21 protein-coding genes and 3 pseudogenes are annotated in these 25,038 nt (G+C 57.6%); 12 read left to right on the forward strand and 12 right to left on the reverse strand.

Annotated features, from left to right (window positions below; all coding sequences use genetic code 11):
- Positions 1 to 12 precede the first annotated feature (12 nt).
- The gene (locus P9292_RS41980) at positions 13 to 1,563 is read right to left on the reverse strand and encodes an ATP-binding protein (RefSeq protein WP_309853505.1); all 1,551 of its coding nucleotides are present in this window, start codon (positions 1,561 to 1,563) and stop codon (positions 13 to 15) included.
- Between the two features lie 2 nt (positions 1,564 to 1,565).
- Positions 1,566 to 2,369, reverse strand: a complete 804-nt coding sequence (locus P9292_RS41985; protein ID WP_309966044.1) for an alpha/beta hydrolase — start codon at positions 2,367 to 2,369, stop codon at positions 1,566 to 1,568.
- A gap of 157 nt (positions 2,370 to 2,526) precedes the next feature.
- Between P9292_RS41985 and P9292_RS41990 the strand changes: the two genes are divergently transcribed.
- Entirely contained in the window at positions 2,527 to 3,072 is a 546-nt protein-coding gene (locus P9292_RS41990) for a low affinity iron permease family protein (protein ID WP_409015603.1), read from the forward strand.
- Positions 3,073 to 4,779: 1,707 nt separating this feature from the next.
- On the opposite strand, the pseudogene P9292_RS41995 reads toward P9292_RS41990, so the two are convergent.
- Positions 4,780 to 5,676 (reverse strand): annotated as a pseudogene (locus tag P9292_RS41995) (YihY/virulence factor BrkB family protein); the annotation flags it as partial.
- Positions 5,677 to 7,286: 1,610 nt separating this feature from the next.
- Between P9292_RS41995 and P9292_RS42000 the strand changes: the two are divergent.
- Entirely contained in the window at positions 7,287 to 9,686 is a 2,400-nt protein-coding gene (locus tag P9292_RS42000; RefSeq protein WP_309966050.1) for an ATP-binding protein, read from the forward strand.
- A gap of 57 nt (positions 9,687 to 9,743) precedes the next feature.
- On the opposite strand, the gene P9292_RS42005 is transcribed toward P9292_RS42000, so the two are convergent.
- The 3 genes and pseudogenes from P9292_RS42005 to P9292_RS42015 form a co-directional block, all read right to left on the reverse strand.
- Positions 9,744 to 10,175, reverse strand: coding sequence for a response regulator (locus tag P9292_RS42005; protein ID WP_309966054.1), 432 nt, complete (start codon positions 10,173 to 10,175; stop codon positions 9,744 to 9,746).
- Between the two features lie 595 nt (positions 10,176 to 10,770).
- Complete coding sequence (locus P9292_RS42010; RefSeq protein WP_309966057.1) at positions 10,771 to 11,790, reverse strand: IS110 family transposase; 1,020 nt, start codon at positions 11,788 to 11,790, stop codon at positions 10,771 to 10,773.
- A gap of 93 nt (positions 11,791 to 11,883) precedes the next feature.
- Positions 11,884 to 12,535: pseudogene (locus P9292_RS42015) on the reverse strand (transposase); the annotation flags it as partial.
- 307 nt (positions 12,536 to 12,842) lie between these two features.
- Here P9292_RS42015 and P9292_RS42020 point away from each other — a divergent pair.
- Positions 12,843 to 13,289 carry a DUF2721 domain-containing protein gene (locus P9292_RS42020; protein WP_309966060.1) on the forward strand — a complete coding sequence of 149 codons (447 nt, stop codon included), beginning with the start codon at positions 12,843 to 12,845 and terminating at the stop codon, positions 13,287 to 13,289.
- A gap of 84 nt (positions 13,290 to 13,373) precedes the next feature.
- Here P9292_RS42020 and P9292_RS42025 read toward each other — a convergent pair whose 3' ends face one another.
- A complete protein-coding gene (locus P9292_RS42025) occupies positions 13,374 to 13,583 on the reverse strand; it encodes a hypothetical protein (RefSeq protein WP_309966063.1) in 210 nt (69 codons plus the stop codon).
- A 184-nt stretch (positions 13,584 to 13,767) separates the two neighbouring features.
- Here P9292_RS42025 and P9292_RS42030 point away from each other — a divergent pair, with 184 nt between their 5' ends.
- Both P9292_RS42030 and P9292_RS42035 read left to right on the forward strand, forming a co-directional pair.
- On the forward strand, positions 13,768 to 14,139 hold the full coding sequence (locus P9292_RS42030) for a DUF6723 family protein (protein WP_309966066.1): 372 nt from the start codon (positions 13,768 to 13,770) through the stop codon (positions 14,137 to 14,139).
- A 17-nt stretch (positions 14,140 to 14,156) separates the two neighbouring features.
- A complete protein-coding gene (locus P9292_RS42035) occupies positions 14,157 to 14,426 on the forward strand; it encodes a DUF1488 family protein (protein WP_309966069.1) in 270 nt (89 codons plus the stop codon).
- A 931-nt stretch (positions 14,427 to 15,357) separates the two neighbouring features.
- On the opposite strand, the gene P9292_RS42040 is transcribed toward P9292_RS42035, so the two are convergent.
- On the reverse strand, positions 15,358 to 15,549 hold the full coding sequence (locus P9292_RS42040; RefSeq protein WP_309966072.1) for a hypothetical protein: 192 nt from the start codon (positions 15,547 to 15,549) through the stop codon (positions 15,358 to 15,360).
- A 1,037-nt stretch (positions 15,550 to 16,586) separates the two neighbouring features.
- Between P9292_RS42040 and P9292_RS42045 the strand changes: the two genes are divergently transcribed.
- A complete protein-coding gene (locus tag P9292_RS42045; RefSeq protein WP_309966075.1) occupies positions 16,587 to 17,240 on the forward strand; it encodes a DNA ligase in 654 nt (217 codons plus the stop codon).
- 106 nt (positions 17,241 to 17,346) lie between these two features.
- Here P9292_RS42045 and P9292_RS42050 read toward each other — a convergent pair whose 3' ends face one another.
- The gene (locus P9292_RS42050) at positions 17,347 to 17,541 is read right to left on the reverse strand and encodes a CsbD family protein (protein WP_309966078.1); all 195 of its coding nucleotides are present in this window, start codon (positions 17,539 to 17,541) and stop codon (positions 17,347 to 17,349) included.
- A gap of 117 nt (positions 17,542 to 17,658) precedes the next feature.
- Positions 17,659 to 17,925 carry a hypothetical protein gene (locus P9292_RS42055; RefSeq protein ID WP_309966082.1) on the reverse strand — a complete coding sequence of 89 codons (267 nt, stop codon included), beginning with the start codon at positions 17,923 to 17,925 and terminating at the stop codon, positions 17,659 to 17,661.
- 411 nt (positions 17,926 to 18,336) lie between these two features.
- Between P9292_RS42055 and P9292_RS42060 the strand changes: the two genes are divergently transcribed.
- The 5 genes and pseudogenes from P9292_RS42060 (at position 18,337) to P9292_RS42080 (ending at position 21,921) form a co-directional block, all read left to right on the forward strand.
- The gene (locus P9292_RS42060; RefSeq protein WP_309966085.1) at positions 18,337 to 18,462 is read left to right on the forward strand and encodes a CHAD domain-containing protein; all 126 of its coding nucleotides are present in this window, start codon (positions 18,337 to 18,339) and stop codon (positions 18,460 to 18,462) included.
- Between the two features lie 250 nt (positions 18,463 to 18,712).
- Complete coding sequence (locus P9292_RS42065) at positions 18,713 to 19,081, forward strand: CHAD domain-containing protein (protein WP_309966089.1); 369 nt, start codon at positions 18,713 to 18,715, stop codon at positions 19,079 to 19,081.
- A 428-nt stretch (positions 19,082 to 19,509) separates the two neighbouring features.
- On the forward strand, positions 19,510 to 20,043 hold the full coding sequence (locus P9292_RS42070; RefSeq protein ID WP_309966092.1) for an SLATT domain-containing protein: 534 nt from the start codon (positions 19,510 to 19,512) through the stop codon (positions 20,041 to 20,043).
- A gap of 590 nt (positions 20,044 to 20,633) precedes the next feature.
- Positions 20,634 to 21,043: pseudogene (locus tag P9292_RS42075) on the forward strand (helix-turn-helix domain-containing protein); the annotation flags it as partial.
- Positions 21,044 to 21,261: 218 nt separating this feature from the next.
- Positions 21,262 to 21,921 (forward strand): flavin reductase family protein, encoded by a 660-nt coding sequence (locus tag P9292_RS42080; protein ID WP_309966095.1) that lies wholly within the window; start codon positions 21,262 to 21,264, stop codon positions 21,919 to 21,921.
- A gap of 242 nt (positions 21,922 to 22,163) precedes the next feature.
- Here P9292_RS42080 and P9292_RS42085 read toward each other — a convergent pair whose 3' ends face one another.
- Positions 22,164 to 23,498, reverse strand: coding sequence for a tyrosine-type recombinase/integrase (locus P9292_RS42085; protein ID WP_309966098.1), 1,335 nt, complete (start codon positions 23,496 to 23,498; stop codon positions 22,164 to 22,166).
- Positions 23,488 to 24,168 carry a phage integrase family protein gene (locus P9292_RS42090; protein ID WP_309966101.1) on the reverse strand — a complete coding sequence of 227 codons (681 nt, stop codon included), beginning with the start codon at positions 24,166 to 24,168 and terminating at the stop codon, positions 23,488 to 23,490. The genes P9292_RS42085 and P9292_RS42090 overlap by 11 nt, the downstream gene beginning before the upstream one ends.
- Positions 24,169 to 24,522: 354 nt before the next feature.
- Here P9292_RS42090 and P9292_RS42095 point away from each other — a divergent pair, with 354 nt between their 5' ends.
- Positions 24,523 to 25,032: a hypothetical protein gene (locus tag P9292_RS42095; RefSeq protein ID WP_309966104.1), complete on the forward strand. Its 510-nt coding sequence runs from the start codon at positions 24,523 to 24,525 to the stop codon at positions 25,030 to 25,032.
- Positions 25,033 to 25,038: the final 6 nt, after the last annotated feature.

A 25,038-nucleotide genomic window follows, 5' to 3' on the forward strand; every position in this document is an offset into this window, starting at 1 on the left:
GTCGGTCCCGATTTACGCCAGCAGCGCGAGTAGACGATCATAATCGACTGGTTTCGCCAAATGATGGTCAAAGCCAGCATCGAATGCCGCCTGACGGTCCGCTTCCTGGCTCCAGCCGGTGAGCGCGATCAGCAAGAGAGTTTCGCTCGGAGACGCGAGCCGTAGCTGTCGGGCGACTTCATAACCGGATATGTCCGGCAGGCCAATATCGATGAGCAGAACATCGGCTCCAAATTCGGACACTGACCGCAAAGCAGCCTGGCCGCTACTTGCAGTTGCGGTCACGTGTCCGTCGGTTTCAAGCAGCATCGAAAGGCTAACCGCTGCGTCTTCACTGTCATCGACGATCAAAACGCGGCGCTGTTTTCGGTCGGTGGGCGGTTGCCACTCTTCGCCGTCCTGCTCGTTGGATTGAACCGGAGCGAGCGGCAAGAAGATCGTGAATTCGCTGCCTAGCCCCACGCCCGCGCTTGCCGCCGTCACCCTTCCACCTTGTTGTTCAGTCAACGCTCGCACAAGAGACAACCCGATACCAAGGCCGCCTTGTGCATGTGAGCGGGCTGATGGCAGCTGTGAAAACATGCTAAACACCGTCGAGAGGCTCTCGGACGCGATGCCGATGCCCGAATCTCGTACGGTGACCGCTATTTCGCCATCATCACGCCACGCTTCGACTTCGATCCTTCCTCCAGCCGGCGTGTATTTGGCAGCGTTGTTAAGGAGGTTCAGGATGATCTGAGTGAGTCGGGTCGGGTCTGCTTCGACATATACCGATGAGCTCGGAAGTTTCGTCGTGAGCTGGTGAGACTTCGCTCGAATGAGCTCACTTGCGGCTTCGAGCGCACCATGAACTGCCGCAGCAATATCGACGCGCTCCAGGCGCAACTCAAGCTTGCCCTCCGCAACACGAGAAATATCCAGAAGGTCATCGACAAGCCTAGCGAGCTGCGTGACCTGGCGGTCCAGAACGCCGCGGCACCATTCGGCTTGTTGCGCAGAGACCGTATTAGTGGCGAGAAGCCTTACAGCCGCATGAACCGGTGCCAATGAATTACGCAGTTCATGAGCAAGCGTAGCCAAGAACTCGTCCTTGTGGCGATTCGCCAGGAGCAGGGCATGTTCTGCCCTACTCTTTGCTTCAAGAGCGTCCTCGGCCTGCCTGCGAGCGCGCAGAAGCTCGCGTTCATATTTATGACGGTCGTGCACGACTATGCAGGCCAGGTCATCAATCTGGCCATTCTCAAGCGTCCTTCGGGATGCATTGATCAGCATCGGCACCTTGTGTCCATCGCGATGACGAAATTCAAGTTTGACTTCTGCGACCGAACCTTGCATCTGCAGTAGCGGCGCCCAGTGAGTCTGGTGAAAAACTTTGCCGCCCATCGTCAGAAGATCCTGCACGCGCCGACGATTGACCAAATCCGAGGCTTCAAGACCCAACCAACGACAAAACGTGGCATTCACACGCACGATGGTCCCGTCAGTCGCCGCGGTGATGAGGCCGCACGACGCGTGCTCGAAAGCGTCGCTCAGTGAGCCAGGCGGTCCAGGAGTGGGTCCCATCTTCAGAGACCTAACCCGCGCAAAAACGCTTGGGTTGCCGCCCCGCTGGGCTCGGGCGCGCTCAAATGCGGACAGTGCCCCACATTGTCGACGACGGCAAGCGTGCTGCCGACAATGGTTTTGTGCATGTATTCACCGACCGCAACCGGCGCAAGCAAATCGTCGTTGGATTGAATGATCAGCGTCGGAGTGGTAACACTGCTCAGCTCACGCCGATGGTCTGCAAGGAATGTGACCCGCGCAAAGTGGGCCGCGATGTCCGGATCCGTTCGGCAGAAACTGTTCGCCAGTTCTTCTCCGAGCTCAGGTCGCTCGGGAGCGCCCATGATGGCCGGTGCCATTGACCCTGCCCAACCAAGATAATTGTTCTCCAAGGTTTCGAGCATCTCTTCGATGTCGTCCCGCTCGAACCCGCCAACGTACTCGCCGTCATTGATGAAACAAGGAGACGGGCCAATCATGATGTTCGCCGCAAATTTCTCCGGCGATTGAAGGGCCGCGAGCATGCCAATCGTCGCGCTAACAGAGTGCCCAAGAAACACCGCCGGGCCGGTCGCAAACTGATCGACGATCTCAAGCACGTCGCCGGCATAGCCCCGAAGCGAACCGTACTTGTTGCGGTCATAAGCAGACAAGTCTGACCTTCCGCTGCCGACCAAGTCAAACATGATCGTTTGATAATTCTTCCCGAACGTCTGCGCGAAGGTGCGCCACATGTTCTGGTCGCAGCCGAAGCCATGTGCGAAAACGAGCGTGACAGGTCCCGCTCCTTGGATATGGACATTGTTGCGCGTCTTGAGATTCATAGAAGCTATCCGAAAGTCAACCCCGGATTATTTCATATGCGCTCGCTAAGAAACTTTTCGACTTCTGCCACCGGAGGAACGTCCGTGCCCTACCCGTTGTAGGATGGCCGAAAGCTTGACAGTTTAAATTAGTGCGAATCCAACAGCCCAAACCGCTATGAAAACAAACGACCCGTTTGTCGAAGCCGAACCGATGGATACCGTACCGACTACGTCCACGCCGGCATACGCCAATCGGCATCCTATCGCTCGAGCTTTCGATTATTTTGCAAGTGCTGTTACGCGTTGGGCTGGATCACCCCTCGCTTTTGGCCTCGCGGTCATCTCCGTGATTGCCTGGCTTGTCTCAGGACCCGTGTTCCACTTTTCAGAAAATTGGCAGTTGGTGATCAACACCGGTACCACCATCGTCACGTTCCTGATGGTCTTTCTGATCCAGCAGAGCGCGAATAAGGATAGCGTCGCCGTCCATTTGAAACTTAACGAGCTGCTGGCGTCACACCGGTCAGCTAATAATCAACTGATCGGAATCGAAGACGCGTCGGAGGACGAGCTGCGAAAACTCGCCGCCGCTTACTTAAAACTTGCCGCCGACGAAGAAAGTGCTCGGCGGCATCTTAGCGACGACTTTGGCGCGGCTGCCGACATTGCGCGTCGGCTTGCTGAGACGAGAGCACGATCCGTGAACGAAAGGTCGTCCTGAAAAGACATTTAGTTAAACGTCCGGTCACAGTGTGGTTCGATTGTAGGAGGGTTTCGCAGCAAAGCGTGCAGACTAAACCTTGGCCGGTCCACCACCGCTCCGGTCCGGGGGCAGTCAATTCAATGGGACTCAATCGTGATCTCATCAAGCCGATAGACAGAGTCCTTGGCCCAGCTCTCCACCTCGTATGGACTCCGGCATCCAAAGATGCCTTTCACCGCTACACCATCGATGAAGATGCAGCCGGACCAAAAGCCGCAAGAAGTGCAGTAGATCCTCAGGTATGTTTGCGTACGCATGATTCTTCCTGAGGGCCGAGGATGAGGTCAGCATACGCTTGTCAATGGCGAAAAGCTCTTGTGACCGACTTGGCTTGTTCCGCGTTATGCCGTGCGCCGGAGAGCGGCGCAAACCGGATGCGACCCGCGAAGCGCGTACTAGCGGTCTCAGCATGCTTCCTCTCGCAAACCGTCAAAGCTTGGCGCTCCCTATTGGCGACTAACGTCCAATGTTGAAATGTTAACCGCTTGCCATCGACGAGATACTCCTGCTGCATAAATCCTAACTACTTGAATTCTTATCACCCCCCTCGCCGGAAACATTTTCGACGACGCGCTGGTGACCAATAGTGAAATGAAGCAGCGCACTGATCGCTATCCGGATGAACTTTTGCCAGGATCAGTGGCTGTTCCCGCAACATCCGTCAATGTTGAACCTTCGGTGGCACAACTAACGTTATAACTTGCCCGATAGCGCGAAGCTGTTGGCACCCGTTGACCAAGCAGCATACCAAATCGCATCCGGCTACAATGCCACAGAGGCGACGATGCGACGTACTTACTTCAACAGGCTGTTACCTTATTGAATGAGTACTGCAGCCAAGCTCGATTATCCCGCATCGTCGTCCCCGCCGTAACGGGTCGCCGCCTCAAGCATGCGGCGCTGATGTCTCACAACCGCGCGCCGCCTGCGCGGTTGTGAAGTTAAAGCTCGTCCGTTATAAATCAGGCTATTCACGCGGGGGCCGCTTGTAATCTATCCCCATCCCCGATCCCTGCGAGCGGCGCAACGCCACTGCTCATCCAGCGGGTTGCATTGCTTTGGCTCGCCCTGCTATGCCACGTGCTGACCGCGTGTCTTCGAGGGCGCAATCCAGCAAGTCGGAAACGTTGCCGGAAAGAGGTGAAGTCGCCGGAGCGTGTTTCAGTAACGTCCCAAGGAGTTTCCGATCGAGGAGCAAGCTAGGTTCCACGCATTTCGCGCTTCCGTTCCCATACTTCGCTTTGTGCTTGAGGGTTGGAAGCGACGAACAACGCAGCGAACGAGCACAACCCGATCAGCAAGGTTGGCGGCGTTGTTGTCTTGCGCCCGGAGTTGTGCACGAACTCCTCGGGACTCTAGCTCGACGAGGATGGAAGGTCACAGGCATCACCGGAGGCACCGCTCCCCGACCTACTTTGGCGCTTAATACGAAACGCGCTATTTATGGCTCAAACGCTTGGGGGCCCGAATAACGATGAAGAGGCCGGCCCCGACAAGCGCCAACGCCCATCTAACGGGGTTGACTTGAGCCGGCCGTGCAGCGCGTTCTAGGGCACCCTCGTCCGGTCTCACCCGTCCCATGCTCGCAGATGTTTGCGCAAGCGGCACGGCTGACATGGGCGCCGCTGTGCCCAACGTTCGTGAAGCCGGGGAGCCGGCGCTGTCATCGCGGCTATTGCGGTCTTTATCCGTGGCTGCGCCGTTTTCAAGGGTCTCACCGCTTCGTTGTTCAACGCGCGATGCAGCCGCTTCCGCCCCAAGCAACAGAACGGCGGCAGCGAAGTAAAGCCACATCAGCAAGACTGCCAGCGATCCGGCGGCTCCAAACGCGCTGGCCGTGCCAGCATGGGTCAGATACAGGGCGAAGAGCTTTTTGCCGAGCGAAAAGAGAACAGCGGCGATGCTGCCACCGACCATTGCATCCCGCCAGGGTACAGGCCCGTCAGGCAGATATTTAAGCAATGCAGCGAAGGCGCATGATAATATCACGAGCCCAATCACAAATTGCGCGACGTCGGTCAAAATAACTAAAGGCGACGCTCCGAAAACCCACTTCCCTGCAGCTTGCAAAGCAGTATCTAAGACGAGTGATATCACGAGTAGGAACGCGACACCCATCACTAGGCCAAAGGAAATCAGGCGTATTTTGACAAGCGCCGTCACGCCCGACTTAGGGCGCTCTTTGGCCGGCCAAATAATCGATAAAGCAGTGTTCAGAGAAGAAAATGTAGCTGAAGCACCGACGGCTAACAGCGCGAACGAGATCAAGGCAGCGACGCCCCCGCCGCCGCTCCGGTGAGCATGCTCCACGATAGTCTGAACGCTCGCGGCCGCATCTTTGCCAAGCATTCCACTTATTTGACCAAAAAGTTGGCCACGCGCTGCCTCCGTGCCGAATACAAGCCCCGCCACCGCAATCACCATGACGAGCGTCGGCGCGAGCGAGAACGCAGAATAAAAAGCAATGCTGGCCGCCATGGGCGCACCGCGATCTGCTGAAAAGCGTTTGAACATCCGAGTGGGCCATGCACTCGCCCGGCCTAAAAGGGACTTCGCATTCATTGCTGGCTCCTTGCGTCGGTGACTTGTGCCTATAGCATTCTCGATGCCTATGTAGGTTCGGGAGCCAATGGACGCAAAACCCCGCAGCGGTCGTGGCGAGCGGCTCAACTGGATCGCGCAACTCGAATACGCAAGGTTGCGGAGTGTCGCCTATGTAACTGCATTCGCGACCTGGCTCGAGTCAATCAGTTTTCACTTCGATTAAGTCAGCCGGTTTCCACTTCCCGTTAAAATAAGCTTCCTCGGGGCCGTACAAACGGAACAGGAAGAACCAGCCTTTTAATGGAAAAGAGCCAACAGCTCGTTGATTTTACGAGCATGAATGTGACTTTTCGATTCCCTCGATGGTGTTGTCGAGGCGCAACGTTTCCCTGTGCCGTGGGCGCTAATTCTGCTACTACACCGGTCCGGTGCGCTTAGTCTGCTACTGCAGACTAGACGTTGTAGCGCGCGCGCAGGCGGACGATGTCCAAATCGGTGCTCGACTGTTTGCGCTCGACACTACTTTCGATGTCTGTCTCGAAGACCGTTGGCATTGCCCCCACTTCGCTGGAAACGAATTGGGCGGAACTCCGATCTTGCGGCATTGGAGGAACACAGGAGAACACGGGCCTGACTTAGACAGCAAGTTGCTGCAGGCATGTCATGCGGAACGACTGCTAACGCCGGAAGCAAATGCCCCGCAGAAAGATTGCCCGAACTATGCTGCATTAGCGGAATTAGTGCACCCAGTAGCAGAATTAACGCACCTCTACAGCCAGCGCATTCGGCCAGCCCGGCGATCGTGGCTATCGACGTCCTGGCCGGTCGTCATCGCAGCCTTCGCAACCCAAACAACTAGTGTGTACCGTCCGCAATACGCCGCCGTACCGTGGTGATTTCCAACGTCAGAAACAGCAGCCTATGACCAATATGATGCGTCGACATTGGCTCTGGGCCAGCCCGCGCGCGGCTTGGAAGCGCGCCACGTGCCGCGGAGACCACTCTTGCCCACCTTTCCGGGCCTAACGAACATCGTCATCTGCGCAACACCTATCCGCCGCGCACGCGCCTCTTCTCGGCCTGCACATAGGTAGAGTGGTTTGCAACGACGTGTGAACGCCAAATTGACTGAATAATTGCTCAGGTGCATTAATACGGATGCTTGACTGTATGAAAGCGCCGCACTAATTTCCAGCAGCAATCGCGCGGCGAGCACGAAACATGGATTGGTTGCTTATCGAGGTGAGCAAATGGTTGAGGCGATTTGGAGCTTCGGCCGGATTGAAGCACCTCAACACATGTAGACCTCTGTAATGCGGTACCAACCCGCGAATATCAGCGTGATCCACCGTCGAGACTTACTGCTACGCCGCCCTCAGGGAATTCGGATGGCTAAGGGAATCCGAAAACCGATCTCAAATTGACATGGGAAGTCATATCAATTAACGGACCTCTACACCAGGTTTCACATCCCCGCACGTCTCGAAGCGGGCACGGTGACCTATTGCCAACTTTTCAGTTTGAACGAAGCAGTTTGAACGAAGCGCCTCCGCCGGCACGGACGTTGCGCGTGATACCTTTCTTACAATCAGAGTAATGAAGCGCCGCGTCCAAGCGCAATCGTGCACATGGCTTCCGCACTTATCTTCGAAGAAATCTTCAACACCGCTCCGACGGGCAGTTACCTCCTTTCTCCTTCAACGGACGCAATCATTCTCGCGGTCAATGACGCCTTCCTGAAGGTCTCGACGCTTCGTCGCGAAGACATGGTCGGGAAAAGCCTTTTCGAAGTCTTTGCGAACAATGCTTCAGATCCGGACGACACTGGCGTCGAAGCGCTGCGAGCGTCGATCGCGCGAGCGATCGAAACCGGCGAAACACAGGCGATGCCGCTCCAGCGCTTCCCACTTTGGATATCCGCTGATGACGGAACCACCCGTTACGAAGAACGGTTTTGGAGCGCCGTCAACACGCCGATCTTCGATGCTGCCGGGCGCTTGTTGTGTGTTTCTCACACCACAACCGATGTTACAACGGCGCACCTGACCCGGCAGGCCCTCGCAGCAAGTGAACAGCGATTTCGCAGCTTGTTTGACGCCATCAACCAAGCATTCTGCGTCATAGAACTGTCGTTCGATGGGAATGGGAAGGCATCCGACTACAGTTTTGTGATGGCAAACGCCGCATTCGAGGCGCACACCGGCCTTGGAGACGTCGTTGGAAGGCGTGTCTCGCAGCTCATTCCTGGCCACGATCGCCATTTCTTCGACATCTACGGTGCGGTAGCAACCAATGGCCAGCCCGTGCATGCACGCAGAGAGGCAACAAAGCTCGGACGCTGGTTCGATATTTACGCCTTCCGTCCCGACGTCGCAACACCGCGCCAAGTCGGTGTGCTTTTTTCCGACATTACAGAGCAACGTACGAGCGAGGAGCGCCTGCTCGCGAGCGAGCGAGACGCGCACGCTGCCGCGCGTAAGGCCCTCGACGCTACGCGTCGCCTCGATGCAGTTTTAGAGGCCGTTCCAGTCGGCATCGTCGTTAGCGACAAAGTCGGCGCTATTGAGCGGGTCAACCGTTCCTTCGTTCGCTTGTGGGGAGAAAACCATCCCCGCCCGGTGCAAATCGTTGATTTTAAACAGTGGAACGGGTCTTGGGCCGATCATTCCGACCGGCACGGCCAACCGCTTGCCGCTGACGAGTGGACGACGGCACGCATTCTGCGCGGTGAGGACGCTTCACGGGACATTGTCTCTATTGAAAGCTTCGATGAGCCACCCGATCGGCATACGCTTCTAAGCACGGGCGCGCCGATCATAGACGATCGCGGTGAAATCGTAGGTGCAGTTGTCGCCCAGTTAGACATCACCGATCGGATTAACGCTGAAGAGGAACTGCGGTTGGCAGACAAGCGCAAGGACGAGTTCCTGGCGATGTTGTCTCACGAGCTGCGCAACCCTCTCTCTCCAATAGCGAGCGCAGCAGAGCTAATGCGAGTGGCACCCAACGATGCACAACGGGTCAGCAAGTCATGTGAAATCATCTCTCGACAGGTAAAACACATGACCGGGCTCATCGATGACCTTCTTGACGTTTCGCGGGTGACGCAAGGGCTGATCAAACTCAACATGGAAGTGCTCGACGTCAATCGGGTAGCCGCCGATGCGATTGAGCAAGTCAGGCCGCTCGTCGAGCGAAAGAAGCATCGTCTGTCGCTGCACACTTCCTCGACCGCAGTATTAGTGCGGGCCGATGAAAAGCGGCTGACTCAGGTATTTGTCAACCTGCTCAACAATGCTGCTAAGTACACGCCGGACAACGGCACTATCGACTTTACAGTCGCCGCCGAACGCAAGTTCGTTAAGGTCACTGTCGCTGACAACGGGATCGGAATGACGCCCGAGGTGGCGGCACGCGCATTCGACCTATTCTCTCAAGGCGAACGCAGTTCCGATCGCTCGCAAGGCGGGCTTGGAATCGGTCTCGCGCTGGTTAGAAGCTTGATGCAACTTCACGGGGGAAGCGTCCGAGCCTTTAGCTCTGGGCCTGGACGAGGCAGCCGATTCGTCATGTGCCTTGAGCACGTTGAGACGTCCGGTGCGCTACGAAGCCAGCAAACGCAAGAGCCCTCAACTACACCGTCACTTACCCAACTACGCGTGCTGGTCGTCGACGACAATTTGGATGCCTCGGAGACGCTCGCGATGCTGATGGATTCGCTCGGCAACGAGGTGCGGATTGCGGCAAACGGCATTGCGGCTCTAGCGGAAACGGAACAATGGAGCCCGGACATTTGTCTTCTAGACATTGGCTTGCCAGATATGGACGGATATCAGCTGGCGTCGCTATTGAAGAAACAGCACTCAACGTCCGGTGCAGTCCTCGTCGCGGTGACTGGTTACGGCCTGCAGCAAGATAAAGAAAACGCGCTGGCAGCAGGCTTCGACTACCACTTTGTCAAGCCGCTAGACGTTGGAAGATTGTTTTCGTTGCTTGGCGACCTTGCTTTACGCCGGCGACGGGAATGACCCGTTAGCCAGGACGGCAAACCTGCGCGACAGCCCGCCCACTTAGGCGTACGCCTTTCAAACCTCAGCGGTGAGCTGTTCAAGCAATTCGACTAACGCAGTGGCGGGGTTGCCTTTTTGACAATAGCCGTCGAAGTCGCCTGCCGGGGCCCGCTGCTGAACAAAGGCCTCGTCATGCGCAGTTAGGGCGACTATTACGACGTCTTTGAGCAGAGGCTCGGATCTGAATCGGCGCGCCACCGCAAACCCGTCTAATTCGGGCATCGATATGTCGAGAAAAACCACATTCGGCACCCACTCCAACGCTGTGCAAATAGCGCTTGCACCCCCGTAGGCAGCCTTGGAAGATGTGCCAAACAGTCCGAAATACGCGGTAAAAGCGTCCGCAGCATTCGCATTATCGTCTACCACCAGCACTCGCAGGCGGTTGTCGCGGCGTACCGCGAAACGACTGGTCCAACGGCGCGCATAAGTCTTAGAAGACGGCATCGGTGTATGGATTGCTTATGAACATACAAAAGGTAGCACAACGAGTTCCGGAACGAGAGCGCATTTGCTGCTTAAGGGGTTAGCCTGCAATCGCAAAAATCAAAGTGCCGCTGCCGAAACACCCCGCCGGCTAGCCCAAGCGAAAGCCGAGTGTTTGAATGAATAAATGGAGTCGCCCCTGTAAGTCAAGACACGCGGACACTGCTAGGTTGATGAGACCGCGGCGCGTTTATACTCGCGAGGCGAGCGGTATTTCAGGGCTTTGTGCGGGTGGCGCTCATTGTAGTGTATATGAACGCCTCCCTTTGCGAGGGGCTTCGATCGGCATTCCAGAACAAGACGGGCTGCAGCTGTATATCCGGCCTGTCTGCAGCTCGAATAGCCGCTGCTGGCCACTATGAAATCCGCTGACTCGCACCTCATTGCTCAAACGAGCTCGGAGCTCTCACTACAACACAGGTTCAGCGAGTCCCGGTCCTACCTGTTCTGTCATTCCAAGCGAAACGCCTGCGCAACCGTGTGATGATTCGTGTGTTACGTGTGGACCTTGTGATCGGACTTTATACTTTCCAAGTTGGTTAGACGGCAAGTTAATTCAGGCTGGCCGTGTACTCGAGTACCCTTTTTCATAGGGGCACCGGTGTGCAAGGACTGCCCAGATGATGCGCGCGAGTTTGTTCGCTAGCGCAATCACTACCACGTTTGCTGGCCGCCGTTTTTTCAACTGCTCGACCCATGGACCTGGCTCCTTGGCATTTGCTAATACGCAGCGCGCGCCGTGAGTTAAAAGCGTACGAAGATAGGTGTCGCCCCTCTTGCTGATCCCAAACAAGCTTACCTTCCCGCCCGAACCATGTTGCCGTGGAACGAGACCTATAAATGCTGCGAATTCTCGCCCCGACCTGAATGCCTTGGGGTCGGCCATCGTAGCGACCGCTGCCGTCGCCGTGAGCAGGCCCACGCCGGGAATTCCCGCTATCGCAGAGCAATCTCTATCCTGCTTAAGCCAGGTGCGAAGCCGCTGCTCGATTTTGGCGATTTGCTCGTCCATCCTTGCTAACTCGTTCCATCTGTCGCGCAATGTATCAACCAGCATCGCTGGCAGACGCTCCGCGAGCCTGTGCAGGGTACCTGGCATCTCTTTTTCCAAAACCGCACGGCTGCGACCCATAACCTCTCCGTATTCGGTCATGAGGCCGCGCAAGGCATTTATTTGCATCGTCCGCATCTTTACGAGTTGTTCTTGCATTCTGTGCATGGCAAGCACCGCCTGCTGAGCCTCGGTTTTTACTGCAACAGCCTTGCCTGGTTGCTGAACGGCCAGCCAGATTGCTCGTGCATCCGCTGCGTCGCTCTTGTTGCCAATGTTGAATGCCTTCACAAATCTTGACGAAAGCAGCCTGACCTGATGCCCCAGCTTTGTCAGTTCGCGCGCCCAGTGTTGTGCGCCGCCACACGCTTCCATCCCAATAAGGCAAGGGCTGCGATTTGCGAAGTATTGGAGGAAGCCCGCGCTCTTGATCGTCTTGCTGACAGTCTTCCCTGTGCTCTCGTCTACGTGATGAACCTGAAACACCGATTTGGCGATATCGATCCCAACTGGAGTGAGCAACATAGCGATCTCCCATTTGCACCAAGAGTCCTTGGCCGTATCACTATAGGCCGGCCGCTACAGAACTGGCCCGGGTGGGAGGCGTTCATATCATTGCTCAAACGCGATGGCCAGACGCGAGAGCTCTGTTGGGGCGTCGGGCTTGTCCATATACGCGACGTAGTTGTGCTTCATGGTCTTCGCGAACGATTCGGCGATGCCATTGCTCTGCGGCGAACGGACCGGCGTGGTTAGCGGCTCAAGTCCCAGTTCACGAGCGAAGCTGCGTGTGCGGTGGTCAATGTAGGCCGAGCCGTTGTCCGATAGCCATTCGAAGTTCTGTGTAGCCTGCGTGGTGCCGAAGCGCTGTTCGACGGCAGCCAGCATCACGTCGCGCACCACATCGCCACTATGGCCGCCGGTCGTCGTCGCCCAGCTAATCGCTTCCCGGTCGCAACAGTCCAGCGCGAACGTGACGCGCAGCGGCGTGTGATTTCGACTTCCATTGTTTTTTTCTCGAGTAGTCGTTGCAGTTCCTTGACTTCCTTGATGGCGGCGGCCAGCCCAGATGCGGGCACAACAGATTCACCTGCCTTCACCGCAGCCAGACTGCCTTCCTGGTATTGCTTGCGCCAGCTAAGCACCTGGTTGGCGTTGACGCTGTGCCGGGGTGCGACGCCCGACACGGACGCTCCTGGCTCCAGTGTTTCCTGCACGATGGCGATTTTCTCTGCGCGGTGCGCCGACGATGGCGCTCCGGATCGCTCAGAACTTATATGGATTCCACGTAATGACTAGGCTTACTTTTAGACGCAAGACTATCCCTTATTTTAAGAGAGTCCTCGTGTCCTCAGATACGGGGGGACACTCCAATAAACTCGATCGTTACCTCGTTGACTCGTCCAACGGCCGCCTTGTCACGTATCGGACGCCTGTGGGTTCGTCGGCATAACATGTGCTGAGACTATTGCGACAAACCTGGCAGACGAAGTCAATGACATTTCAGCTGAAAGACGTTCTCGAGACGGCCGGACCCACGGCAAGCCTCGTATTTGCCTCCTGGACTTTCCTACAGCTTGCTTTTGGGTCAAATATTCGTAAGCGCTTTTGACCGGTACCGAACGCTAGTCACCGAATACCGTGCGATTGAAACCAGCAATAACCGGCGGCGGCACATCGCCGAACAGATACCGCTATACAAACGCCGCTGCGAGCAGATGCAACGGGCGACGGTCATCGGCGCCATCGCGGCGATGATGCTGATCTTCACCTTGCTTTCCGGAACAAACGTTACCATTATCGGCCACGACTGGGCGCCTTTGAAGTATCTGGGCGCAGCGTCTACGGTAATCGGGCTTGCGCTCTTGCTATGGGCCGCCTCATACCTGATCCTTGAGAACCGGTGCGTGATAGACGTGCTGCACAGCGAAGTGAAAGATCTCCCCGTGTTGCACGCAAAGCCGGAGTACAGCCAGATCAGTAAAATCCGAATCAGTTACTCCTTGACGGATGAATCCGAATGAATATTGTCTGCGTCGCTTGGGGTTCGCTTTTGTGGAATCTAAAAGTCAGCGACAGGGCTGAACCACCCGGTGGACGGGTTATCGTTAAGATGCGTGCGAGAGTACGGTACAATGGATCAAACTCGACTCACTGAATGGCGGCGCGTAGTGCAGCATCGCATCAAGTAGGACGATCAATTCTTCGGTCGACGAGTAGCCAAGTTGATAACCGATCTCCAAGGCTTGCTCGATCGCACGCGTCAGATCCATTCGCACGACGGCATCATTACGGATGAATGACGCGAGGTCGGCCACCGATCCGTTCAATGGAGCAACGCGCTTGCGCGGCCGCGGCGAACTCCAACCGGAAACGCACAACGCTGTCCTCGTCGCGCGGTAGCCAGTCACCCAACCGTCGGCGTCCGTTACTCTGTGTGTTTTGTGAATTCTTCAAATTACGCTCCGTTCGTCTAAGCGCGGTCCACGCGAGCACGCGCAGTTGGCGATCATCGCGCGTCTGTTCAATTCACTTTGGTACATTTTTTGCTACGGTGGAACTGTTCGTCTATTCAGCGATGCTATGCGCAACGGAAAACGCCCAAAGCTAGTTCTCTTCCCGTTCAAATCTGTCGCACCGGCGGTCGGCTTGACCGAGAACGACTTCGCTGTTTACGCGTCCTACCGCGGCACTCGCGCAAGCGGCTTTCACGGCACGTTGAAGGTGGTGCGCAAGACGGATTTCAAGCTGTTATATCCGTTTAATGGCGCTTCGCCAATCGGCCCTTACACGGGACCGGACGAGGCGCTCGCAGCTGCCCAGCAAATCGGTCGAAAGATCGTTGACGGCGATATTGCAAATCCCGAGCTATAACGGTTACCGACGTCTCTATGAAAGAGGCTCCGAGCGAATCTCAGTTTCAGCTGACCCGGGATGGAGTCGAGTTCGCGATACTCAAAGATGGTCGGCGGGTTGAGTGTGTGATTTTGTTAGGGGCGTTGCAACAGTGCTTTTGGCTCGACCTACCGGCTCACGATGAACGCATACGCCAGTGCTTTGTGGACGGCTATGCTCGCATCCGCGCGATGGCGGAACGAAAGTCTCTGGTTGCTAGCTCCGACATGATTCGCCTGACGCCGACGGACTTTCTGAGAAGATGAGATGACCGTCTGGGCGGCGACCACTTAGGCGCAGCCGAAGATGTTTGCGCTTTTCTTGCGTTCTCGAGCTTGTTACCTCCGGCGCGGTCGTCGGTTCCAATGGATCACCAAGACTTCACGTATCCGGAGAATACCTCCCCAATCATGAAACGCGGTCCGAATCGAATCGGGCCACGTGGTCATCACCCAAAAGTCCCCGTCCAACTGCCGCTTTGCGTTGATGACGGCAAGACGCTCCGATGTGAATGTTTGGGGCGCGGCGGTGTCTTGCTCGCGCTTATCGCATCCTGTCAGAGCAGCCCATCTCCACCTCGCTTTTTCGTTATTGAAGGCGACCTCGAAGACCCGGTAGCCGCCTGGGACGCGCTTATACAATCTGTATCGATTGGTGGAAATGCTGTCGTGCACCTCAGTGGCATCAGACACCGCTTGGGACGGGCGCGAGCCAATTTGCCCCTGTGCTGTCGGCTTGTAGATTCGCGGGTCCGTCCGTCGCTGCATGGTCAAATGAGGGTCGCCGGGTCGATTCAATGCGACTCAATCTTGATCACATCAAGGCGATAGACAGAGTCCTTGGCCCAGCTCTTCACCTCATATGGACTCCGGCATCCAAAGATGCCTTTCACCGCTACATCATCGATAAAGATGCAGCCGGACCAAACGCCGCAAGAAGTGCAGTAGATCCTCAGGTATGTTTGCGGACGCATGATTTTTCCTGAGGGCCGAGGATGAGATCAGCATACGCTTGTCAATGGCCAAAAGCTGTCGTGACCGACTTGGCTCATTCCGTTATGCCGTCGCCGAAGAGCGGCGCGGATCGGATGCAACGCGCGAAGCACGTACTAGCACTTTCCGCATGCGTCCCTCTAGCAATTCCGCAAAGCTGGGCGCTGCCTTCCCTTCGAGAACAGACCATCGCTCGGTGCGGCAGTCACTCTGCGGCAGGCAGCACTCGAATGTCGGCGCCAGGACGAACCGCGTGCGCGAAAGCGATTGCCGCGCGCTCGTCGTCGACTAAATTGACAGCAACCCCGTCACCGGTCGGAATCTCGACCTGCCAGCGTCCATCAGCGGCCGGTCGAACGATGACCTCGGTGTCATCCGCGCCTTCGCGTGTAAGCATGTAGACTAGATCTCCCAATATGAAAAGAACATTGCACTCGTTCTTCGGGCGACGGAGCGCCTCATACAAATATATCGGCTAAGAAGCACGGCGATCTAATAAAGAGAGCAGTGCAAGCGCTGAAATGAGTACGCAGGTCGGTCAATGCTGAAAGACCCAAAAAGGCAAACCTCATGGACGTCACCATCACGGCCCTTGAAGTGGCCCACGCAGGAGGCCGACCTGCACAGGTTCAAGTTCTACGCGGACGGCGGCGCGAATAGCTTCCGCGAAGGTGTCAGTCTGCGTACAGCTCTCGTCCTCGCGCACGCATTATGGGGTCTTACGGGCCTGGACGCCATGATGGGGGCGATCGTTGCTGCCCTTCCTGCCGACACGATACGCTTATTGGCGAACGGTTCGGCGATACGTAAGTGCCCAGTGTCGGCTGCTACGAACGCGGCAACGACATACATCATGCCGGTTGCGCGACTCACTCAACGTCGTCCGCGTAACAACGTGCCGCCGCTTCGAGCAAACGCCGCTTCTCCGCCTTGACGTAAATCGAGATTGTTTGCAGGATGCGTCGCCCAAAATCAGTTGGACGACGTTGGTGGGCAACCTGGGCGACGGCGCGCTTGCCCAAAATGTATGGCGAAACCATATGGAAGGATTTTACTCGCTATGCTTCGCGCAAATGTTTGGTGATACGCTTCTGACGTCAGAAGTTTTCCCGCCGAAGTCGGGCCGTTCCACCTAATTTCTAAGCCATCAAGCGGGGCTCGGGCAGACTGCATCGGGAAGCCAGCTTCGCAGAGCTTTGTCGCACCGGGCACTCGGAATGCGACACATCGGATGTTGCGCTGCTGCATTGCTACCATGACGCATCAAATCGCTGGCGGCGCCGAACTGTTAGACGCAAGTCGACGTGGAAAACAGCGTTGAATGATCTCGAGCAGTTTTGCGCCTGCGCTGACAACAATGCACGCAAAGTGAGTCACGAAGCTTTTGCCCGGTGAAGCTGGATTCTGCCAGCGCGCATTTTGTGGAACCTGACCATGCTACTGTCGCTTGATGGTGCTGATCTCATGCATGGCACCTTGGCTCCCGGTCCGTTTTCCCGCGAAGGATGGATCTTCGAAGTTAAATACGACGGCTACCGGGCGCTGGTTCGGAAGATAGGCGGCTCAGTCGATTTGATCTCGCGCAACGGCAAGTCCCTCAACGAACACTTTCCCGAAGTTGTCGCTGCAGTTAAGGCAATTCCTGGCAGCTTCTCTTGGGACGCGGAGCTGACGGTCAATGACGGCACCGGTCGCACCTCATTGGAACGCCTTCAACGGCGGACGCGAAACCGCCATCCAATGAGCCTACATGCAGCCGCTACAGAGGATTCGGCCCGGCTCTACGTTTTCGACATGCTCGCTTGGGGCCACCACGACATGCGGCGCATGCGGCTTTTTGATCGAAAAGCGATGTTGCGCGAGAGCTTTGCAGACACGATGGTCATCGTGTACGTTGATGGCATCGAGGAGCAAGGCGAGCTGGCATTCGAGCGCGCAGCGCGATTGGACCTTGAAGGGGTGATGGCGAAACGGCTCAAGGCGCCTTATTCGGCTGGCTACACCCGTGACTGGCTCAAGGTCAAAAATCCGAACTACGGCCGTGCGACGGCGCCAATTAACTGGACCGGCATCCGCGGAGAAAGATAACAAAGTTAGCGGAACGTTGCCCGCGCGTTTCCATCGACGATCGTTGCCATAGGAAACGCCCACGGAACTAACCGCGGGCGTTCATTCGTTCGAGAAACGTATGCGGTTAGGGCTCTTGCGCGTCGTCGGCCGCGTCCTTCAGATCTTCCTTGGCGTCACCCACCTCTTTGCGAACTTCACCGCCTGCTTGTTGTGCGTCGCCCTTCGCTTCCTGCGTAGGATCATCCGTCATCTTCCCGACGCCCTCGTTTATCTTGCCTTTAACCTTCTCCCCCACGCCTTTTACCTGGTCTTCGTTCATGGTCACGCTCCTTGTCGCCTGCACCATGCGGGCATCTGGTCCGCGCAAAGGGATTGCCTCCTCGTTTTCGACGCAATCAAGAGCCGGCTAATTTGGCTAAAACCTCAAAGCTACTGGTTAGGTTCTCGGCTTTCGTTCGCGGCACTGCTCTCGCAGTTGATTTTGGGCACGCGCAATGTGGTCGAGCATGTCCGCTTGGTCGGCCCGGCTGGTCGGTGCGTCGAACGTGAGCGCGAAAAAACCTATGACTACGCCGCGGGCGGCACCCAGTTGCTCCCGAGCGACGTTTGGGTATTTCGTCAGATTGTTTGCTTCACCGATGTAGCGATTTACCGCCGCCCATGTCCGCTCGCAAAGCGTCTCGTAGGTATATTCCAGGTGCAAGTTATCAGTTATTTGACCTTGCGAGCATCGGTCGATTGCCAGGCGAGCACAGTGCTCTGTGCCTCGCTTCAAATGACATCGGACGTGAAAACGTGGAATTTTGTAAAAAGGTGAGGCCTCACATCTGATTAACTATCCGCGACCTTGGTGCTCCCCAAATTTGCCGCTTTTAGCTGCTGATCACACCCAGTGCGCATGCGGGAACCGGCTCGGCGCTTTTAGTGGCTACGCATCCTCATCCGAGTAATACCGTGCCGCCGCCTCGAGCATGCGCCCGCTTTTCCGCTTGCACGTACATGGAAGTTGTTTGCAGCGATGCATGGCCGAGAATCGACTGCACAACGTCGGTCGGCATGTCCCGAGCGACTGCGCGTACCGCAGGTATGGCGAAACGCATGGGCCGAGGTATCGATGCGCGTGGGCCGTCGTCGACTGCGCTCCGCGCTTGACTTGTTCGCGCCTGTGATCGCGGCACCGGCCGACTTCGACGCAGAACTGCGATGGATCGCCGGCGACTTAGGTGCGGCGCGTGACTGAGAGGTGCTTTCGGGGGCAACACTCCAACCAGCCTTCGGACGTGCTTCGAAGGACACTGACACGCTCACGCTTCGAAAGGCCGCGACCGACATTGCGACGCAGAATCGCAAGACCGCGGTCGCTGCAGTGGATTTCGTTCGTTACGCACGACTGATGCTTCGGTTTGCGCTGTGGGCTGAAACGATGGGATGGCGCGAAGGGCGGCAAGGCGCAACAGAGGCCCGTTGAAGACTTCGCGAACAAGACGCTCATGCAGCGGCATAAGAAGCTGCTCAAGCGCGGCGACAATCTTGCCGAGCTTGACGATGAGACTCGTCACCGTGCTCGCATTGCGGCTAAAAAGCTCCGGTACGCAACTGAATTATTCGTGTCGCCCTTGCCCAAGCGCGCCGTCAAGCACTACGTCAGCACGCTCACCGAATTGCAAGACGATCTTGGCTGGCGAAATGACGTGGTGGTTGCGGGCGGACTGCTCAAGTCGTTGGGCGAATCTAGACCTGAGACCGCATCGGGGACCGGATGTGCGCGAGGCTACTTGTCCTCCCGTGCCGCGCAGAACCACGATACCTTGAAAAAGTTGTGGAAGAAGTTTGGTTGCCTTGCTCCTCCCCAGGCGTAGCCTCGCGCGGAATTGGTGTCTACACGGCGGGGGACAACGCAACATCAGGTAGGCGGTAGGCGGCGCGTTATCGACCGCTAATCTGCGGTAGTTTGATCGATGCCGATCACGGAACTTCGATGTGCACACACGTAAAACGTGCGTCCGGCCCAGTCGGAAGGCAGCAGACACGCTGCGCTTCATACGGCGGGCCGGGGCACCAGCGCATCGTGCTCGCACCATATTTCAATACTGTGACAATGAAAACTTGATGCTTCGGAGCTCACCCTAGCGACCAATGTAAAGGTTCGCACGAGACGGCGCATTCGCCGTCACACTCAGACAGTCGAAACGGCTTTCTGGGCGGCCGCCGAGTGCAATACGAACCGGCGGGACGTGAAAAAGGCACGCGAATCTTGGCCGCGTCTCATGTTTGATGGAGACACGGTTTGTCTGCGGCGAGCGATAGACTGTTCTTACAGCCGGTCACCTTTTACAACATGGTCCGTCCAACTGAGAACGTCTCTTATGCTCCGCCACCCGACACGCGCCTTCTGGTATTGGAATGGCTAAGGCGCGCCCGCAATTCGCAGTCACGTCATTACGCGATGGCGGATCGACTTGCCAACTCTGGTCGTTATTTGGGCCTCGGTGTCATTGCAATCACATCGCTCACTGGAACGTCGGCATTCCTGTCGCTGATCGCGACGGCTGTCTCGCCGGCACTACGCGTGATTATCGGACTTACCAGCATCAGCGCGGCGGTTCTGGCCACCTTGCAGACGTTTCTGCGTTATAGCGAACGCGCCGAGCTGCATCGCCGAGCGGGCGCACAATACGGCGCGGTGCGTCGTCGGCTTGAGGCACTACATGCGAAGGGATCCCTCCTCGACTACGAACGAGAGGTCGCTTTGGCACGCGATGAGCTTGATCTTATCGCACAGTGTTCGCCTCATCTTCCGCGTCGCACGGTCGGGCGCTGAGTATGCCATGGGTCTGTTTGCAGGTTTCCGCCGGTGGTAGCGTATCAACATGCTTCGAGTGCTCGTCGCCTCATTGGCTCGGCGCGTGCGCGACATTTTTACGGACCCACTTGTCCACAGTTCACGTGGACAAGTGGGTGCATAACCCGGCTGCTGGGTTTTGGAGACGTTGGCTGAAAAGGGTTTTTAACGTGTGATTAATAAAGCAGCAGCAACGCTTGATTGCATTATTGGCGCGGTCAAAATGCCCGGAACGCGATATGCTTAATAACCGTCTGGTGTTTGGATGTCGCGCTGCAATCGTTCGTTAGCTAGCAATCTAAAACACGATGGGTCCAAGATGTTTTCGCGGCTCCACGTTAGCCGGCTGTCAGTCTTTTAAACGCGTGGACCACGTTGCGCGCATGGCTGAAGTAAAGCGCCAAGCGACAAGTGACGAGTGACGGCCTCACTTTTCTCCCTACTTAACGATCAGGTCGCAATATCGCGCACACGACGTGAGGCGGAACTCATGCGTCGGCGCTTTTGCTTCTTTAGCCACTGCAGCGATTCATGCACGACCTCGTCAGGCGTGCTGAAAGAGATATTCTTTTTTCGTGCTGACGGGCGAGCAAGGCGATGCAATGCGTGCATCGCTCGCGACGACCGGTCATTTCTCGCAGATCGCACGGGCGCTGCGCCGCATCCGCAGCGATTACGCCAAGCGTATCGACGTCGATAGTTTGAGCTACGCTAGCGGCACGAGCGTGCCGGCGTTTCACCGCGATTTCAAGGCTGTGACGCGCACTACGCCGATTCAATATCTAAAGTCGACGCGACTGCACCAGGCGCGCCTGTTGATGATCCGAACCGGGCTGACGGCAGCTGCCGCGTCCGCGACGGTGGCTACGAAAGCCCTTTGCAATTCACCCGGGAATTCAAGCGAGAATTCGGCCGATCGCCGACTGGGGAAGTCGAACAGATGAAGACGGCGTTCAATTGGTCCGCGTCAACGCTTTAAGCTGATCTTCGTTTTTTGCGCGCTTACCCCGCCCACGCTAATAGCAAGCCTAGTTTTCGACCCCGCCCGCAGCAGTTCACGGCCAAAGAAGATCGATTGAAAGCTTCCTGATGTGGATCGGACTGTTGCCATGTTGATCATAATTACGGAGCAAACACCGGAGTGTGCCTGACACGATGCGATCCCATCATGCATACATTAACTTCCGGAGCTAATTTATGAATGCGTCCCACGTCGTCGTCGAACCTCATATTCTGTATCCCGGCACCCCCGTTGTTTTAGTCAGCACGGTCAACGAAGATGGGAGCGACAACCTCGCGCCAATATCGTCGGCTTTCTGGCTTGGCTGGCGAGGCGTGCTCGGCATTGCGTCCGACTCGCAGACGACGCGCAATCTGCTTCGCAGCGGCGAATGCGTGCTAAATCTTCCGTCTCCCACCGAAGTCGGCGCAGTCGACCGCATCGCGCGGACGACCGGTAAGTATCCGGTGTCTGAGTTCAGGCGGGATATGGGCTACGTATATGAACCGGATAAGTTCGGCCGTGCTGGGATGACGAAATTGGCGTCCGAAACTGTCGAAGCGGCCCGCGCGCTCGAATGCCCGATCCAACTCGAGGCGGTCGTGGCGGCAACGCATGGGATCGGCGAGGACAGCGACGAGCTACGCGGCGCGATCCGTCTGATCGAAGTGCGTGTCCAGCGCGTGCACGTTCATCCAGATATGTTGATGGAAGGTCACGCCAACCGGATTAATCCGGACAAGTGGTCGCCGTTGATCATGAATTTTCAGAAGTTTTATGGCCTGAGCGGACAGGTGCATCCGTCCCGACTTGCCGAAATACCGGAGAGTGCTTACGCGTGCCTGGCAACGGTCTGACACCGTCTCCAGTCTTTACATCGAGCGCCGGAGCTTATTCGCCTTTCAATGAAAGGAGAACCCAGGTCTGTGCCGCTTTTGCGTAAAAAGCGTCCCGCAAGAGGGACCTACCGACCTTATTTCCAACGTCAGAAATAGCAGTTTGCGTCTATGACCTTTTGACGAGTCGACGCAGGCTTTGGGCCCAGGCGTGCGTAGCGCGTTGCACACGCGGGAAAGCTTTCTTGCGCGACCTCGCCACCCTACTGAGCATCGTCATCCGCGTAATACTTAGCTGCCGCCTCGAGCATGCGCCGCTTCTCGGCCTTCACGTAAATCGAGGTCGTTTGCAGCGATGCGTGGCCCAAGATTGACTGAACGACATCCGTCGGCATGTCGCGCGCGACGGCGCGCGTGCCGAACGTGTGACGAAATGCATGGGCCGAGGTAGTCACCAGTTGGACCAAGTCCTCCGTGCTCATTTCGCTCAACCCTGAGGGATCGGCACGAAGCTCGACTACGAGTCGCCGGACGGCCATGCGTACCACCCGCCCGAGTGCGTCCGGCGTATAAGCCACGTCATGATCTTCGGTGGTGTGTCGATTCTGCGCAGTGTCGGTTTCTGGAATCCAAAGCGGCGCAATGAGCGGCCCGTGCGCTTCGCCATCGAAGTCACGATCGCGGTCGGCCCAATGGGCGCGCAGTGCGTCAAGCGTGGCGCCGCTCACCGGCACCGTGCGCTGCTTGCGCCGCTTGCCAACGATCGTCAGGGTCCAGACGGTTCGAGGACGAGAGCCAGCAGCTTCGCCTGCAGTAGGCGCCTCGCCTGTTGGACGTGGAACGGACGTAGACGACTCGCTTCTGACGTCAGAAGCGCGCAGATCTTCGCGCCTGGCCTGCGCGGCTTCGACGCGACGCAGCCCCGAGTCCCCCATCAAAAGAATGGCCGCCCGCGCGGCCCGCCATTGAGGCGCCGCCTCTTGATCCGCACGCGCCCGCGCCTGCCTGCTCAAACGCGCCCCCACCTCTCCCGGCTCCATTCGCGACGGCAGAATCGGGGCCTTGCAACGTTCGTCGAGCAGCCGTCGTACGCGCGTCCAGAGATCCGCCGGTAGTGCGCGATGAACCTGAACAGCGGACTCGCGGATCACCGTCGCCGGCTCATGCACGGCGCTCCACGGATTGCCCGCGAGGTAGCGCACCTCCACGAGCCACGCGAACGCCGCACGAATCACGCGTACCGCATACGCTTGGCTGTCTTCCGACAGTCCCTCGGGCGCAAACGGTCGCCACCGGCCGCTCGTGCGCGGACGCTTCGGCCCGGTAAAGCTCGGGATCGGCGCCTTCAAAAAATCCTTGTACGCCTCGCAGTCTTCCACCAGCAGCGAAGAAAGCGCCTTCTGTCGCACCACCACGCTCCACAGAATGAGCCGCTCGAGCTCTCGCGTATAGGCGCGCAACGTCACCGGCCGATCGCGATACCGGTGCAGGTAGGCGTGCACGGCGGCCAGGTCGTGCTCGGCGCGGATGAAAGCAAAGCTGCCCGCGCGGTTGATGCCCCGGTACAGTCCATGCCCGCCCGATAACTCAGCCGGCACGGCGAGCTGTTTCGAAGGGCGCCAGACGCGGCACGGCCGGATCGCCGCCCACCACGATGGCGACCGGCTCGCCCGCTGCGCGAAAGGTGACGTCAAGTGGCCTCGCATCGACGTCGTCGGCCACGCGTGCGCCAAGGCTTCGCTCATGCCGACGCAGCCATGCTACCAGGGTCGCCGCGCGCAGCGGTCCGATGCGCGGCACGGATCGCCACCAGCTGCCGCCACGGGCGTTGCAGTACTCAATCAGGGCGCCCAGCCTGGTGATTCCCTCGCCGATCAAGCGTCGTGCGATCAGCGGCCTGAACCACAACTCGACCGGATGGCCCAGCGCCGGCGTGGCCGCCGCCAGGGTCGACGCCTGCTCGACCATGCGCAGCGTCATGGCCGTAAGCCGCGCGCTGCCGTGTTGCTTGATCGAGGCCTTCAGGTGATCGGCGAGCACCGATGAGCCGTGTTTGAGCGCCAGACTCACCAGGTCATCGCGCATCTGACGCAGGTAGCGCTCGGTGGTCTCGGGGCTCGCCGCATGGGGTGAGCGTTCGACGTCGTAGTACAGCCGCGCGATGGTGGCCGCGGGCACGCGCTGCACGAACGCGCGCAGCGCCGTGAAGTCGGTGCGGGTGTAGGTACGCGGCGTGGGCAGCGTCAATTGTTGGGGTTTATTGGCCATCAATCTGTCGCGCGCGTGCTCCCGCAGGTGCTCACCTCATCCATCAAGCGCTAGTTTTCATGTCCGTAGCGTTGTCGGTCGGACTTCAGCACTTCGCCGGAACGTCTCAACCCCAATTCGTCGAAACCCCGCCCCTGCCCCGTGCTATGGGCGTTCGGCGAGGCGTAAATGGCGCTATCCCCCATTTTACCCATTAAAACCTTTACTGCTTATGATCATTAGCAGTCCAGTGTACTGAGGAAGAACGTCGAACTTTTTAATGCAACGTGCTACCGCTCATCTTGTCGCCCTATGGGCATATGCGCAGCCTTTGCTAAATGCATGATTGCATGCCTTTCCACAACGAAAGGTAGAATGCGCGCTATGTATCCCTTTCGGCGCTTTTTGTTTCGGGGCAGCGCGATCGGCCGGCTACGCCTGCTGGCTGCGCTCGCCCTCTTGTTCGTGCGCGCGCTCCTGCCGGGCGGGATTATGCTCGACCCCATATCAGTGGCTACCGGCGATCTCACGCCTGTGATGTGTTCGGGGCACGGTCCAATGTTCACGCATCACGCCAGCCCAACCGCGGCGATCCCCGAAACATCGCCCGAAATGGACATGGGTCAGATGATGGGCACGATGGACAACGTCCCGGAGATGTCTGGCATGTCGGACTCTCACTCGCACGAATCGATGGCGGCAGACGATGGGATTTGCCCATTCAGCGCCGCGCTTGTTCTAGCGTGCGTGGGAGTTGCACTTGCCGTTGTGCTTTTCGGCCTGACACGTGTCGCGCCGTCTTGGAGTGCAGCTCCTGCACGTACGCCGGTTCGCCGTTCGCCTCATTCCCTGCCGCTGTCGCGGGCACCTCCTCTTTTCAGCTGAAAGACG

This window comes from Caballeronia sp. LZ001 (assembly GCF_031450875.1).
Lineage (GTDB): Bacteria > Pseudomonadota > Gammaproteobacteria > Burkholderiales > Burkholderiaceae > Caballeronia.